Origin of the sequence: Marinobacter sp. bablab_jr008 (genome assembly GCF_016464145.1) — a bacterium.
GTDB classification, from domain to species: domain Bacteria; phylum Pseudomonadota; class Gammaproteobacteria; order Pseudomonadales; family Oleiphilaceae; genus Marinobacter; species Marinobacter nauticus.
This window is the reverse complement of sequence record NZ_JACDWW010000063.1, coordinates 1-14,244: the sequence shown is the minus strand read 5'-3', so window position 1 is coordinate 14,244 and position 14,244 is coordinate 1. Positions and strand designations below refer to the sequence as shown.

Genomic DNA, 14,244 nt, shown 5'->3' with positions numbered 1-14,244 from the left:
AGGGATGACCAGATGACAAACACGCAATCTCTTAAAGCTGTGTGGCTGGCGAGCGCAATCGCGCTGGGCGCGGGCCTGGTCAGCGGTTGTATGCCGGGCACCATTGCCACCGGCGTGGGCACCGGCTTTGTGTATGAGCAGAAACAGGACCACAAGCACCGCCATGAAGTGGAGCGGGCGGTGGATCAGTACGTCGAAGACCACGCCAACTCTCCGTGCAGGCACGGGGAAGACCGGGTAATGGAGTCTGCGGCGGAGATTCTCAAGGAATACCGGTTAACCGGTTTGAATGAGGTGCTGGGCCGACTGGATAAGATCTATCAGGATGAAAGTCAGCCGGATCATATCCGGGCCGGTGCCCTGTACAACATGGCGGTGTTGCAGTCGCGCCGCAAGGAACCCAACAAGGTGCTCGCGCGGGAGTACTTCAAGCGCCTGTATGTAGAATTTCCCAATGAATATCGCTGCATCTTTGAAGAATCAGACTGGCGGGATTCAATGATTGAACAGCAGTTGCTGCTGCCCGGCGAGACGGTTGAATCCTTCCTGAGAGATGCGAAAGCCGATGTGGAGCGCATGAAGCGGCAGGACTGAGCCTGCCGCCTTTAAGATCAGATCAGGCTATCCAGCCGAAAAAGAAATCAAACAGCCAGGAGAAGAAACCGCCGCTGCTCTGGGGGCGCGGTTCTGCCTGGGCTTCCTGATTGGCAACCGGCTCGCTGGCGTTTGCCGCTGGCGCATCAACAATCACGGGTTCCGGTTCAGTCGTTTTTGCGGCAACAACCTCTTGTGCTGGCTCCGTTTGCGAAAGCTCGGACTCTTCCTCAACGGCGAGCGGCTCATCCGGGCCCGCTGCGGTGGGCTCGGTGGGCAATTGGGCGATCAGCTCTTCGTTATCACCAGTGACCACCTCGACAACTTCTGCCGAGTCCTGATCTGCGGTGACTGGCGCTTGACTGCTTTCGGCAACGGATGAAGAAAGCTCTGTAACACGCTGTTCTGTTTGGCTTTCATCCGGACCGGTTTCAGATTCTTCTGCTGGGACCGATTGCGCTGCTGTCTCCAGGGCCGCAACCTGAATCTCTCGCGGTTCTGCGGCATCCACGATCTCTGGCTCGACAGTTTCCGGTTCAGGTTCCTGAGCTTCGGGAATTGGCTCCGGCTTGGGCTCTGGTGCGACAGCGGCAACGGAACGGGCTGGTGACGGGACTTTTGCGGTAATTCCAAGTTGACCACGTGCCGCAGACCGGGAAGCCACAGAATTGCTCTGGATCGTCAGGGTCGGAGCCGCCGCCACACCAAGGGATTTGAGCGTGGCTGAATCCAGATTTCCACTTACTGAAAGCTCTGCGCGATCGGACTGGTACTGACGAATGGCCGTGCGCAGTTTGTCGTCTATCCAACCGTCAGCCGTACCGATATCGTAGCCGGACCCATAGAGCGCATTTTCAGCAGCAAAGACGGTGTGAACTGGAGAATTAGCCTGGGCCCAGCCACAGATGGCTATGCTTGAGAAAAGGGCCATGCCTTGCGCGGTAGTCTTGCAGCGTCCCTGCAACGGTGAGCGTTTCATGGCGAATCCCTCCAATGGCTCATTGGTATTGTTGTTTACATATTGTTACTGAGTATCTTCACCGTATCAGGGATTAATAGTTGCGCCTATGAAGTGGTTAACAAGTTGGCGCAAGGTGCCCGTAGGATGTTGCGGAGGTTGCTGGTATTGTCACAACCCATCAGGCACAGAACGGGCAGGGCGTCCCCGGCAGTTTTGGTAGAGCAAGCATGCAGAATCTCGATTATCGCGTTATACAGCAGGCCATTGACTGGCTGGAGCAAGGGCAGACGATCTGGCTGTGCACCGTGCTGTCCACGTTCGGCTCTTCCCCCCGGGAACCCGGAGCGATGATGGTAGCGAAAGCCGACGGAGCGCATGTTGGGTCATTGTCCGGCGGCTGTGTTGAAGAGGATTTCCTGGATCGACTGGTGCAGGGGGAATATACCTTGCCATCCGTTGTTATTAGATATGGTGGCGACAGCGAGGAAAACCGCAATCCAAAGGTGAAGCTGCCCTGTGGAGGCGCATTGGAAGTACTGGTGGAAAAGCGATCTCCGGAGTCACATTTTGTCGATCAGCTGCGGACGCTGCTGCAACGGCTTTCAAGTGGTGAAGCTTTGGAGCGGGAAGTAGGCCTGGCTGGTGGCAACGTCAGTCTCCACCCTGTCGATGATCACGGTAGCCGGGTCATTTGGGAGCAGGGTAGCGAGACCATAAAGATTGTCGTCGCACCCGTCGCGCGATTGATTCTGGCCGGATATTCAACCGTAGCGGACGCCTGCGCCCGGTTTGCTCTGGGTCTGGGTTATGAGGTGGTGCTTTGCGACCCACGGGAAGACATCGCCGGCACCCACAATTTGCCCGAAGGTGTCGAGTTTATTCCCCAACTGCCCTCCGTATACCTTGGCAAAGACGGTGCCTGCGCCCCCTCGACGGCCGTAGTGGCCACCACGCACGATCCAAGGATCGATGATCTGGCGATGATGGCCGCGGTCAAAACGCCAGCGGGCTATATCGGTGTCATGGGCTCAATGCGCACTTCAAAAGCCCGGGCGGAACGGTTGAAACGCAGTGGCGGGCTCACTGAGGCCGAGATTCAGCGTATTCATATGCCCGTGGGGGTGGATATCGGCAGCAAGACACCGGCCGAGATTGCCCTGTCGATTATGGCGGATGTGGTTCGCGCCCGGCGCCAGCTTTTCCGGGCGGTCAATTAACGCTCTCGGCTCGCGGGTTTCGAGGGTAGTACCGGTCGGGCAGCCGCTCGATGTGCGGAAAGAACCGGGTGTCTTTGTAGGGCATCTTCATATATCCGGACACGCCAAGCCCGGTGATTTGCTCCACCGCAGACAGGATCTCGTCCAGCAGCGTCCGGAATTCCGGTTCCCGCTCGGGGTCCAGCAGCCGGTAATGGCTGTGGATCTTCAGGTGCCGGGGCAGGGCTTCGAAGATGATCATGCCGGTGTGGTGAATGTCGTTCAACCGTTCCAGTGCCCGGATAATCGTCTCGGGTAATACCAGGAATTCTTCCGGGTCGGGGCCATCCTCAAAATAGGAATGCACGCGGCTTTCATCTTCCACTTCCGGCGCTGCGCTCACTTCGTAGTGTAGATTCATGCCGGGGGAGACCAGAAACGGCTGGCCCTGATCTTCACGATCAATGTGCAGGGTGTTACGGGCGTTGAACAGGCAGCTTTTGAATATCCCTTTGCGGTAGATGGCCTGGGCCAGGTACACCATGTTATTGACGGCCTGGACAAAGGCCGATTTCAACGTCGGATCATGCAGGTTCAGAGAGGTATCGATATAGATACCGTCGGTTTCCCAGCGTACCGCCAGGCCTCCTTCCACAGGGTAGCGCCCGAGCCGACTGACCGCCGCCAGAAACGCTTTCTCGGTTTCCCCCATGCCCTGCATGAAGTTCTTGTAGTAGCGGTCGAGTTGGACGTCGTTCACATCACTCAGGGTCTCCGGGGCACCTTCCTCCCGCAAAAACGACTTCCGGGAACTGTATACCACGGTATCAATTTCCTGCCCGGACGCCCGCACCCATACCGGCACCTGCGGAGTGGTCGGCCGTGCCGGAAGGTCAATCATCACCGTGCGGGCCATTCGGGGCATTTCCCGCAAGTAGTAATCACCAGCCTTGCGGCGAGTCTCCGGGTCGGGCGACAGCATGCCATCAAGCATTCGGGCAAATTCCATGGGAAGCCCCAGAGACGCAGCTGGAATCGCCCGGTGCCCAAACCGACAGGATTGGGCAGAGGCGAGGGCATACAGGGTTCCGGCAGCCCCCTGTTCATCAAAGCGGGGCGAGGAGAGCCCGCCGTTCAGCTGCTCCTCGCCGATAAAATAGACATCGCCCAGTCTGGCATTGGTTTGCTGCAGGTTATCCGACATCAGTTCCATCACATTGGCGGTGACGAACTGTTGATTGGCATCCAGCTGGGCGAACACCGAGGACCCCCAGTCAATCAGCGCGATGTTCTCGGTACGGGCATCAAACACCAGATTGGACGGTTTGATGTCGCCGTGAACAATGGGGCGGCCGGCGGGCCCGTTTTCCCGGCGCAGGCAGCGCAGGATATCCGCCAGTTGATCGGCAATTCGAATAATAAGCCGGGGTTTCAGGCGGCCTTCCTGCAGGGAGACCTCTTCCAGGTTGAGCCCTGCAGCGCGCTCCATGACCAGGATAGGTTGGTTGTTGGCGCGCTGGAAGGCGATCAGTCGCGGTACTCTGGGGTGGTGCACCTGCTCCAGAATGAAGGCTTCGTCTTCCAGACGATCCTGGAGGTGCTGGGGCAGGTTGATGCGGGTGAACTTGAACACATGTTCCGGCCCCGGCGTATCCAGACCAGGAAAGCGGCCGGCAAACACAAAGCCATAGGCACCCTTGCCAATCAGTTCAACATCCCGGTAACCCAGTTGGCGGAGCTGGGCAACGCAAAGCGCCACCCAGTCCTTGAGCTTCTTGGCATCATCGTGGCTGAGCAGGTAGATCGACTGCTCTTCCGGTATATAGAATTGCTGAAGATGCTTTTCCTGCTCCATCACAGCCCGTTAGCCCATATGCAACAGCATGGTCTGGGGCGACTCCAGATAGCTCTTCCAGAGGTTGCAGAACCGCGCGATGGTGCCGCCGTCAATAATGCGGTGATCGCCGGCCCAGCTGATCGTCATGATCGCCCGCTCAACCACCTGACCATTGGCATCGAAACGCGGTAGCTTCTGGGTGCGGCCCAGCGCCACAATCGCCACTTCCGGTGCGTTGATGATGGGCGCAGCGTAGGTGCCGCCCAATGCGCCGATATTGGAAATGGTGATGGTGCCGCCTTTGAGATCATCCTGGCTGACACGTCCGGAACGGGCGGCCTCAGTCAACCGGGCGATTTCCTCGGCGATCCCCAGCAGCGTGAGCTGTTCAACGTGCTTGACGTTGGGCACCACCAGGCCAGCTTTGCCATCTACCGCCATGCCAATGTTGCAGTGGGGCAGGTAGTGGATTTCGGTCACGTCCTCGTTTAACTGACTGTTCAATACCGGGTATTCCTGAACAGCCAGGGCCATGGCCTTCATGAAGAATGGCATGAGCGTTAGCCGGGTGCCTTTGGCTTCAGCCTCCGGCTTCAGCTGTTCCCGAAGCCTGAGCAAGTCGGTTACATCAATATCCTCACTGTAGATAAAGTGAGGGATGGTGGTTGCCGATTGAACCATCGCCTTGGCCATGGCCGCTTTCATGCCTTTGATCGGTTCCACGCGGACTTGCTGATCACCTTCGGCGTGGCGGCGAGGCGCCGTGCTGGGTTCAGCCTGACGTTCGGTGGCGCTGGGCTCTGATTTGGGCTGTTCCAAATGCGCCAGAACATCTGCCTTAAGCACCCGGCCATCCTTGCCGGAACCGGCAATGTCGCCCAGGTTCAGCTCGTGCTCGCGCACCAACCGACGGACCGCCGGGCTTGCTGGAATCCGGGCCCGGGTGCCGGTTGCCACCGGTGTCGCTTTTGTGGGCGCGGCGTCCGCCGACGGCCTGGATTCACTCTTTGGCTGAGGAGCCTCTTCACGATCCCGCGGGATGAAGGCAAACAGCGGTGAATGCACCCGCGCCATGGATTGCTGCTCGTGGTAGAGCTTGGTGATTCGGCCGGCCTTGGGGGCGGTGATCTCAACCATGGCCTTATCGGTCATCACGTCCACCACCGGCTGATCTTCTTCGATTTCGTCACCCTCGGCGACGCGCCATTCAACCACCTCGCACTCGACAATCCCTTCACCGATGTCGGGCAAAATAAAGTCTTCAGTCGCGTTATCGTCCCCGCCTTGTACGGGTTCCGCTTTGGCTACAGCTTCCGGGGCAGCATCTACCTGCGGCGACTCTTCAGCGCTTGCTGGTGCCGGCGCCCCGGCCTCGCCACTCTCATCCACCAACTCGAACAGTGGCGCATGCACCTTCGCGATATCGCCTTCCTTGTAATAAAGACGGGTAACCCGGCCCTTGTAGGGGGCAGGAATTTCCACCAGCGCCTTGTCAGTCATCACTTCGGCTACCGGCTGGTCTTCCTCGATGACGTCGCCTTCGGCTACCAGCCATTTGACCAGTTCACATTCCACGATACCTTCGCCGATATCGGGCAGAATAAAATCACTCATGCTTGTTCTCCTGTCCTGATATCCGCCTAGAATTCCACGCTTTTCCTGATGGCCTCGTAGACCTTCAGGTGATTCGGCAGGTGCTCCTTCTCAAGCACCAGCGGGAAGGGGGTGTCCATCCCGGTTACCCGCGCAATGGGAGATTCCAGGTACAGGAAGCAGCGCTCCTGAATGGTCGCTGCAATTTCGCCGGCAAAGCCGCCAGTGAGAGGAGCTTCGTGGGTAATCACAAGGCGCCCGGTTTTGAGCACGGAATTGGCCACGGTTTCCACATCCCAGGGCAGGATCGACCGGAGGTCAATCACCTCGCAGGAAATGCCTTCCTTTTCAGCGCGCTCAACCGCCTGGTCTATCACGTCCATCTGGGCGCCCCAGCCAAGAATGGTCACGTCTGTGCCTTCCTTGGTGATCTCGGCTTCACCCAGAGGCAGGCGGTAATCTTCATCTGGCACCTCGCCCACAGACGCCCGGTACAGGCGCTTGGGTTCAAAGAAAAGTACCGGGTTGGGGTCGTGGATGGCAGCCAATAGCAAGCCCTTGGCCTGATGGGGGTTGCGCGGCACCACGATTTTGAGGCCCGGGGTATGGGCAAAATAGGCTTCCGGAGATTGCGAATGGTAAAGGCCGCCGGCAATGCCACCACCGTAGGGTGCACGAATGGTCAGACCACCAACGTTAAAGAGGTTGCCGGAGCGATAACGGTATTTCGCCGATTCGTTCACGATCTGATCGAAGGCCGGGAAGATGTAGTCGGCAAACTGGATTTCAGCCACCGGCACAGAGCCCTGGGCGGCCAGACCGTTGGCAAAACCGATGATGCCCTGTTCCACCAGCGGTGTGTTGAAACAGCGGGACTTGCCGTATTTCTGTTGAAGATTACTGGTAGCGCGGAACACGCCGCCAAAAACGCCCACGTCCTCGCCGAAACACAACACTTTGTCATCGGCCGCCATGGCGGTATCCAGGGCATTGTTGATGGCCTGGAGCATATTCATCTTGGTCATCTCACGCTCCTCCCTTAACGTGTTCGGCGCTCTTTGGGTACTCATCCGGATATCGACTTATGTGAGCCTTCAGTTTCTCAAACTGCTCGGCCAGCATGGGAGGTACTTCGTCGTAGACATCGGTAACCAGAGTTTCGAGGGCTGGTGGTGGACGCTTCTGCGCCCGCTTCATGGTTTCCAGCACTTCCCGGCGCATGTTTTCCTGGAACTGTTTTTCGTCGTCCTCACTCCACCATTTCTTGCTTTCCAGCCACAGGCGCATGCGCAGGATCGGGTCTTTCTCGCGCCATACCGCTTCCTCGTCTTTGCTGCGATAACCGGACGGGTCGTCGGAGGAGGAGTGGGCCGCAAGGCGGTAGCTCATGGCCTCGATCAATACCGGTCGATTGTGTTTGACGGCCAGCTCCCGGGCGGCTCTGGTGGCTTCATACATGGCCAGTACGTCGTTACCGTCTACCCGGATAACGTCCATCTTGTAGCCATAGGCTCTGGGTGCTACGCCGTCGGCTGCGAACTGTTCGGCTGCGGGGGTGGAAATGGCATAACCGTTGTTCCGGCACAGGAAGATGACGGGTACGCGATGGACTGCAGCCATGTTCAGGGCCGCGTGAAAGTCACCCTCGGACGCGGCGCCTTCGCCAAAATAGGTGATGGTGCAGTGGCCGTCTCCCGCCAGCTTCTGGCCATAGGCATAGCCGGTGGCCTGGGGAATCTGGGTGGCCAGGGGCGAAGAGATGGTCATGTAATTCAGCTTTTTCGAGCCGTAGTGCACGGGCATTTGCCGGCCCTTACCGTAATCAAGCTCATTGCCGAAAAGCTGGTTCATGAATTCGTCGATGGAAAAACCGCGGTAGGCGAGGGCGCCTTGCTCCCGGTACTGCGCCATGATCATGTCGTTATCATCCAGCGCGGCGGCGCTGCCGATCACGGCGGCTTCTTCACCGGTACACTGCATGTAGAAGCTCAGACGCCCCTGGCGCTGGGCAGCAAGCATACGCTCATCGAGAATCCGGGTGGTGACCATGGCCCGGTAGATGCGAAGGGCTTTCTCTTTTTCAAGATCCGGCGCTTTGGCGCTCTTATAGAGCTTGCCATCCTGCTTCAGGAGCTTGAACGTGGGAATACGGAATTCCGCACCATCGGTGAACGAGGGGGAATACACAACTTTCGATTTTGTTGTTGTCATAGTCCTCTTCCTGGGGTATTGGCCTGAGGAAACAAAACACGCCTTGTGGGCGTGTCGTTAATGTCATTGTAGACAACCTGGGGAAATCTGATGTGGATCATTCCAGGCTTACCTTTACCTTAACGTAAACTGCATCCATCGGGTAGACCCAGAATGCGGATTTTTATTTAACTGAGCCAAACCGATGAATTTTCCGTGTTGGCCGCAAGCATGCTAACGTCAATACAGGTACTCTATTGAATAGCTTCATTAAACGGACTCTGGTGGGCAGGCATATGAATGTGATCGTGATCGGCGCAGGGATAATGGGAACCACTTTTGCCACCCTGGCGAAGGAACTGGCGCCCGAACTGGATATCACCATTCTGGAGCGACTGGACAGCCCGGGCGCAGGCAACTCCTGGTCTTTCAACAATGCCGGCACGGGCCACGAGGCCAACTGCGAGCTTAACTATACGCCGGTGGATGGCGAGGTAATCTCGGTGGAGAAAGCCTTGAAAATCCATGCCCAGTTCAACGTTGCCAAGCAGTTCTGGGCCTACCTTGTTCGAAAAGGTGCGATAAAAGAGCCCACTAGCTTCATCAACCAGACCCGCCATTGCACCCTGGTCTCCGAGCCGTCCATCGAGGAACTCAAGCTACGCTTCAAGGAAATGTCCGCCCACCACTTTTTTGAGCACATGCGCTTTTCCGAGGAATTTGACGAGATCAAGAGCTGGATTCCCTACACCATGGACGGCCGTCCCCATCACGAGAAAATGGCAGCGACCGTTGTGGAAACGGGAACCGATGTGAATTTTGGTTCCCTGACTGAACAGATGGCGGAATATGCGACGAAGCAGTTGGGCGTAAAAGTCGAGTATGGCGTCCATGTAAAGCGGGTGCACCGAAACCCAGCGGGGAGCTGGTTGGTAGAAACGCAAACCCGGGGCGCTGCCGTTCAGCATCGGGCCGACATACTGTTTGTTGGCGCGGGCGGGGGTGCCTTCCCCATTCTCAAGAAAAGTCATTTACCGTTTGCCCGGAGGTTCACCGGTTTTCCGGTGGGCGGGCGTTTTCTGCAGGCGGAAATTACCGAAGAGCAGGCCCGTCAATACCGCGCAAAAACCTACGGCAAGGCGGAAGTTGGTGCACCTCCAATGTCTGTACCGCATCTGGACCTGCGGGTGGCTGATGGCAGGCATTATTTGCTGTTCGGCCCATTTGCCTCATTCAAGCCCGTTCTGGAAAAAGGGCGCGGATTCATTGATTATCTGAAGGCCATGCGCCTGCACGATATCCCCGGGTTGCTGAGCGTCGCGATAGAGCATTTCGCTCTCGTGAAATACCTGGTTTCTGAGACCTTCAAAGGCGAGAAAAGCATGCTGGAGTCGCTGGAGAAATTCGCTCCGGGCCTGAGCTCCAGGTTTGACTGGAAGCCTATTGAGGCTGGCCAGCGGGTACAGATCATCAAGGATGGGGATCTGCAGATGGGTACAGAGATTATCGTGTCGAAGGATAAAACCTACGGCACAATACTTGGGGCGTCGCCTGGCGCCTCGGTGTCACCTGAGGTGATGCTGCGTGCCCTGGAGCAATTGTTCCCGGCGGTATTTGCTGGAGAGTCCGCCAGATCCAAGCTGAAAGAGATGTTCCCTGAGGACAATCTGGATACACTGATCAGCAATCCGGAGCGGTATCGCGAGATTCGGGACGCCGTAAACTCAGCCTTGGGCATCCAGTCAGAGATACCAGCTTAGCCAAACGTTCTCAGGGACGAACACAAATAGTGAAAGCACTTGAACTCAAGGTTCCACCCGTTGTTCTAGTTATCCTTTTCGGGGCGGCCATGTGGGCTATTTCGAGGCTGTTGCCGTCTGGCTATTTTACCGTTCCGGGCAGGCTGATTCTGTGCACCCTCATGGTCCTGGCTGGCGCAGGTATTGCCCTGGCCGGCGTTCTGGCATTTCGTGCAGCAGGCACCACCGTGGATCCTCGTACGCCCCATCAGTCTGCCAGCCTGGTGGTTGACGGGATTTACCGTTACACCCGCAATCCCATGTACCTCGGATTTCTGCTGATGCTTATTGCCTGGAGCCTGTACTTGGGCAGTGTATTTGCCGCTCTGTTACTGCCTCTGTTCATGCTGTACATGAATCGCTTCCAGATCAAACCCGAGGAACGACACATGCGGGCGTTATTCGGTGACGACTACACCCAGTACGCCTCACGGGTTGGGCGCTGGTTCTAGCCGGATAAGGGAATAAAGTCTTCTTCATCACCGGGTACGGTGGGAAAACGTCGGTTCTGCCAGTCATCCTTGGCCTGTTCGATACACTCCTTACGGCTGGACACAAAATTCCATTCAATAAACCGTCGACCCAGTGGTTCGCCGCCAACAAGGGCGATCCGGGTATCTTCAATCGCCTCAACCGTAACGCCCTCGTGAGCCGCCAAAACGGCCATGGAATATTCAGGCACCTCCGTTCCGCCTGCCCGCAGCTTTCCTTTGGCAACGTACAACCCTCGTTCCTCGGCATCAGGCAGAGTAAGCTTTTGCCCCGGTTTCAGCCATGCCTCAATGTATAGGGTATCGGCAAAGGTCTTGACCGGCGACGCGGCAGCGAAAGCGGTTCCCACGGTGCAGGATTTCACCTTCAAACAGGTAGGTAACGGTCGCAATGCCAATATGGGGGTGAGGGCGCACGTTAATGCCATCCCCGGCCGCAAAATGGGCCGGCCCCATATGATCAAAAAAGATCCATGGCCCGATCATTCTCCGGCCAATTACCGGCAGAACCCGCCTTACCGAAAAGCCCCCGAGGTCACGGTTTCTGGGCTGAAGGAGCTGAACTATGGCGCCACATTCTTCGGTGATGGGGAAATCCATTTCAGTGTCGGGCGCGAGATTGCTCATGGTCAGCTCCGGACTTGAGTTCAATTAAGTGGTGCTCTTGGAGCTTGGTGCCAGCATGGGAAAGTGTCAAATGGGAACGATGGCTATGCCAGAGTTTGGCTTGGCTCAATACTTGTGCCAACAGCTGGCATCGCTATAATTGGCGCCCGCTTTGGTGTGCCCAGGCTGCGAATTTACCGCTCGCCGGCGGCTACGCCAGAAACTGGCACCGGCAGAAGCTCGTGCCACTTGTTGGCATGACGCCTCCAGAGAGTCTATGTACCGCGATTTCAAGACCACCCTTGAGCTCATTACCACTGTGCTGGATAACGCTGATCTGACTTCAGATGAGATCCGAAGACGTTATGCCAACATGCCTGACCGGACATTTAAGCGACACATGGCGATTGCCCGCAAACACGGCGCACAGATGGAATGTGTCTCTGATCCTGCCGGCCGCTATACCTGGATTTGTCGCAACAGAAATCAGATAGAGAGCCGAGTCCGAACCTGGCTGATCTTTGAGCGCGAACGAACACTGGTGGGCGATTCCCAGCTCGACCTTTTGCACCAGTCGCTGTAGTGGCTTTCATTCGCCCGAATGTGGCGCGTGTCGAAATCGCCACCATTGCCTCGATTTTGCTAAGCTTTCAGAGAGCAGGGAGAAGATGCAATGGCCTTCCATAACCCGGATCCAAAAATCCGTGAAATCGAACGTGACAATGCCCGACTACGTGCCGAATTTTTCGCCGAACTGTTTGGCGGTGCGTGGCGTGTGTTTCGCCGGGTTTTGTTGCGCTGTCGGGTCCGCCAGCCGCGCGTTTGTTGCCTGAAAACTGAGTGCGCACCCCACGAAAATTCTGATCAGCGAAGTGCAAGCTGCTCACAGGTACCGCGCTGAGGTTTGCCCGTATACCTGACGAACAACGACGAGATGAGCATTTCATGGCTGCGGCAACTGAAAGTGAGCTTTGGAGTAACCGATATAAGGAGATCGCTCGGGAGGCTTATGTGTTGCTTCGAAACCAAAAACGCACCGTCTCTGGTTCCAAGACGCAAATGAAGCAGCTATAGCTCAGCCGTGGCTTTCGGGCTGAACCTGGCCGCGGATAACAATCTGACCGCTGTATGGGGCCGGTTTTGCTGCATGGTACTCAGCGTCGCGATCCTGAATTTCACCGCGAATCACGATCTGTCCGCTATAGGGGGCGGGCTGAGCCTGCTCCGAGCGGGCCTCATCGGATTTGCGGTCTGCCAGGGTTGCGTTGGCGAGGCTGCCGGGAGAAGCTCGCCGCGCTCCCCGAAGGTGAAGGTGACCTCCAGTGGTTTGGCCGGGCAGCAGAGTGGGTCTTCAGCCGCATAGCTAAACCCGGACAGGACGAGGCCTTTTCCGGTTTCGCGAACGCCAGTGAACAGGCGGTCACCCTTGCCCCCAACGTGACGAACAGAGAGTAAGCGATAGGTCTTGACCGGCGACACGCCAGCAATGCTGTCGTTGATGGCGTACAAGGCAAGGTACTGATTGTTGGTTGCTCCGCCTCCCCAGCCCCCCAGAGTCATGAGCACGGCAACACCGTTGCTGTACCCGGGGCCATTCAGCGATGAGAGGGAGAGGTAAGAGGCACTTTCGGGATAGAAAACCGCCCGCCCATCACTGAGTATGCTTCCCAGCATGCCGGCCTCCTCGGCAAGCTCGTCTGGCAGGGAGGCAGGGTCTGCCAGAGCAAAGCCGCTCCAGAGCAGAAATAGCAGCATTAGAAGGGGATTCATGAACGGACGGACTCCTGCCAATAGTGATACAGATCGCGGATGTTACCAGAGCAGAGTAGTGGCATCGCAGCCTGAATGTCGTCCAGCGGCCAGTCCCACCAGGCCATCTCCAGAAGCCGCGCAATGTCTTCGTCGCAGAAGCGCTGTTTAATAGTTTTCGCTGGGTTGCCGCCCACGATCGTGTAGGGTTCGACATCCCGGGTGATCAGCGCACGGCTTCCAATAACGGCGCCATGACCGATGGTGATGCCGGGCATAATCATTGCCTCTGAGCCGATCCATACATCACTGCCAATCACCGTGTCGCCAGCCCGCTGAAATCCATCCAAGGCACTGGTGAAGGCGGCTTCATCTATCATATAAAAGAACGGAAACGCGGAAACCCAGTCGTGCCGGTGGCCCTGATTGCCTGCCATGATGAATGATGCACCGGAGCCGATGGAACAGAAACTGCCGATAACGAGCCGATCAACGTCATCACGATCAGGCATGAGATACCGGGCGCAATCGTCGAATGAATGGCCATGGTAATAACCGGAATAGTAACTGTATCGCCCGACCCTGATGTTTGGGTTAGTCACCTGGTTTGCGAGAAACTCGCCTTTGAAGGGGCCCTCAAAATGGTTGGTCATGGGGTCTGGAAAGCTCCTGATTCCTTGTGGGTTTCCTGGCTGTGAGGGCTAGCCCATTCTGGTAAGTTTAGCGGGCCCGGGGCAAACAAAGTAGGGGCTGCACTACTCACAGGTTCTATTTCGGAGCCGGAACCCCAGGGTATGCTGGACGATCACACAAGGTGCTAAATTCGTGGTCCGACTTGGCGTTCGGATGAATATCGCTGGAACCGCATGATTGGGAACGCGTAACAGGCATGAGTAGCAGGGGGCGCTATAAACAAAAGCGAACGTTCTAGATCCTCCACTGCGAACCGGTTTTTAATTCAGTCCTGAAGAACAATGAGCCGCTTCAATGGTTCGGCAATGCAAAGCCATTAGTTAACGAAATAGCGGCCCCATTTGTTCATGAAACCTGTTTATACGCAGTATTTGAGCATGAAGCCATGGACCGTTCCCTGTAGTTTGGCTGTAGGAAGCTCAACCAAGCCTTCCGAGAACCGGAAACGTCGACAACATCCACGACGCAAAGAGTGTCATCCGACCGGTGAGCACCATTACTCCCATTACAACGAGCACCAAGCCAGCAAGCGCTC

14 protein-coding genes and 1 pseudogene are annotated in these 14,244 nt (G+C 56.9%); 5 read left to right on the top strand and 10 right to left on the bottom strand.

The genetic code is table 11. From position 1 onward, the window contains the following. The first annotated feature begins 12 nt into the window (after nucleotides 1-12). The gene (locus JIF53_RS12450; protein ID WP_011784868.1) at nucleotides 13-594 is read left to right on the top strand and encodes a hypothetical protein; all 582 of its coding nucleotides are present in this window, start codon (nucleotides 13-15) and stop codon (nucleotides 592-594) included. A 22-nt stretch (nucleotides 595-616) separates the two neighbouring features. Here the strand turns inward: JIF53_RS12450 and JIF53_RS12445 are convergent, their stop codons facing one another. Further along, nucleotides 617-1,573: a peptidoglycan-binding domain-containing protein gene (locus tag JIF53_RS12445; RefSeq protein WP_199452611.1), complete on the bottom strand. Its 957-nt coding sequence runs from the start codon at nucleotides 1,571-1,573 to the stop codon at nucleotides 617-619. Nucleotides 1,574-1,782: 209 nt separating this feature from the next. On the opposite strand from JIF53_RS12445, the gene JIF53_RS12440 reads away from it, so the two are divergent. Next, the gene (locus JIF53_RS12440; protein ID WP_011784870.1) at nucleotides 1,783-2,772 is read left to right on the top strand and encodes an XdhC family protein; all 990 of its coding nucleotides are present in this window, start codon (nucleotides 1,783-1,785) and stop codon (nucleotides 2,770-2,772) included. On the opposite strand, the gene JIF53_RS12435 is transcribed toward JIF53_RS12440, so the two are convergent. The 4 genes from JIF53_RS12435 to JIF53_RS12420 are packed head-to-tail and all read right to left on the bottom strand — an operon-like array spanning nucleotide 2,765 to nucleotide 8,392. Then, a complete protein-coding gene (locus JIF53_RS12435; protein ID WP_011784871.1) occupies nucleotides 2,765-4,606 on the bottom strand; it encodes a protein kinase domain-containing protein in 1,842 nt (613 codons plus the stop codon). The two genes, JIF53_RS12440 and JIF53_RS12435, sit on opposite strands and share 8 nt — an antisense overlap. Nucleotides 4,607-4,615: 9 nt before the next feature. Further along, nucleotides 4,616-6,202 carry a dihydrolipoyllysine-residue acetyltransferase gene (locus tag JIF53_RS12430; RefSeq protein WP_199452610.1) on the bottom strand — a complete coding sequence of 529 codons (1,587 nt, stop codon included), beginning with the start codon at nucleotides 6,200-6,202 and terminating at the stop codon, nucleotides 4,616-4,618. Nucleotides 6,203-6,228: 26 nt separating this feature from the next. Then, nucleotides 6,229-7,206: an alpha-ketoacid dehydrogenase subunit beta gene (locus JIF53_RS12425; RefSeq protein ID WP_199452609.1), complete on the bottom strand. Its 978-nt coding sequence runs from the start codon at nucleotides 7,204-7,206 to the stop codon at nucleotides 6,229-6,231. A gap of 1 nt (nucleotide 7,207) precedes the next feature. Beyond that, entirely contained in the window at nucleotides 7,208-8,392 is a 1,185-nt protein-coding gene (locus JIF53_RS12420; protein ID WP_199452608.1) for a thiamine pyrophosphate-dependent dehydrogenase E1 component subunit alpha, read from the bottom strand. A gap of 275 nt (nucleotides 8,393-8,667) precedes the next feature. Between JIF53_RS12420 and JIF53_RS12415 the strand changes: the two genes are divergently transcribed. Together JIF53_RS12415 and JIF53_RS12410 are read left to right on the top strand one after the other, a co-directional pair. Further along, nucleotides 8,668-10,131, top strand: a complete 1,464-nt coding sequence (locus JIF53_RS12415) for a malate:quinone oxidoreductase (protein WP_011784875.1) — start codon at nucleotides 8,668-8,670, stop codon at nucleotides 10,129-10,131. Between the two features lie 29 nt (nucleotides 10,132-10,160). Next, on the top strand, nucleotides 10,161-10,622 hold the full coding sequence (locus JIF53_RS12410; RefSeq protein ID WP_041656281.1) for a methyltransferase family protein: 462 nt from the start codon (nucleotides 10,161-10,163) through the stop codon (nucleotides 10,620-10,622). Here the strand turns inward: JIF53_RS12410 and JIF53_RS19460 are convergent. After that, the gene (locus JIF53_RS19460) at nucleotides 10,619-11,011 is read right to left on the bottom strand and encodes a pirin-like C-terminal cupin domain-containing protein (RefSeq protein WP_049756870.1); all 393 of its coding nucleotides are present in this window, start codon (nucleotides 11,009-11,011) and stop codon (nucleotides 10,619-10,621) included. The genes JIF53_RS12410 and JIF53_RS19460 overlap by 4 nt on opposite strands. Then, nucleotides 10,950-11,147 (bottom strand): pirin family protein, encoded by a 198-nt coding sequence (locus JIF53_RS19595; protein WP_236078988.1) that lies wholly within the window; start codon nucleotides 11,145-11,147, stop codon nucleotides 10,950-10,952. Before JIF53_RS19595 ends, JIF53_RS19460 begins: the two co-directional genes overlap by 62 nt. Nucleotides 11,148-11,544: 397 nt before the next feature. On the opposite strand from JIF53_RS19595, the gene JIF53_RS12400 reads away from it, so the two are divergent. Then, nucleotides 11,545-11,850, top strand: a complete 306-nt coding sequence (locus JIF53_RS12400) for a hypothetical protein (RefSeq protein WP_014421613.1) — start codon at nucleotides 11,545-11,547, stop codon at nucleotides 11,848-11,850. 602 nt (nucleotides 11,851-12,452) lie between these two features. Here the strand turns inward: JIF53_RS12400 and JIF53_RS12395 are convergent. The 3 genes and pseudogenes from JIF53_RS12395 to JIF53_RS19650 all read right to left on the bottom strand — a co-directional run. Then, nucleotides 12,453-13,037 (bottom strand): hypothetical protein, encoded by a 585-nt coding sequence (locus JIF53_RS12395; protein ID WP_011784878.1) that lies wholly within the window; start codon nucleotides 13,035-13,037, stop codon nucleotides 12,453-12,455. Continuing rightward, nucleotides 13,034-13,669 carry a type B chloramphenicol O-acetyltransferase gene (gene catB, locus JIF53_RS12390; protein WP_011784879.1) on the bottom strand — a complete coding sequence of 212 codons (636 nt, stop codon included), beginning with the start codon at nucleotides 13,667-13,669 and terminating at the stop codon, nucleotides 13,034-13,036. The genes JIF53_RS12395 and catB overlap by 4 nt, the downstream gene beginning before the upstream one ends. Before the next feature lie 459 nt (nucleotides 13,670-14,128). After that, a pseudogene (locus JIF53_RS19650) lies at nucleotides 14,129-14,244 on the bottom strand (cytochrome c biogenesis protein CcdA); the annotation flags it as partial.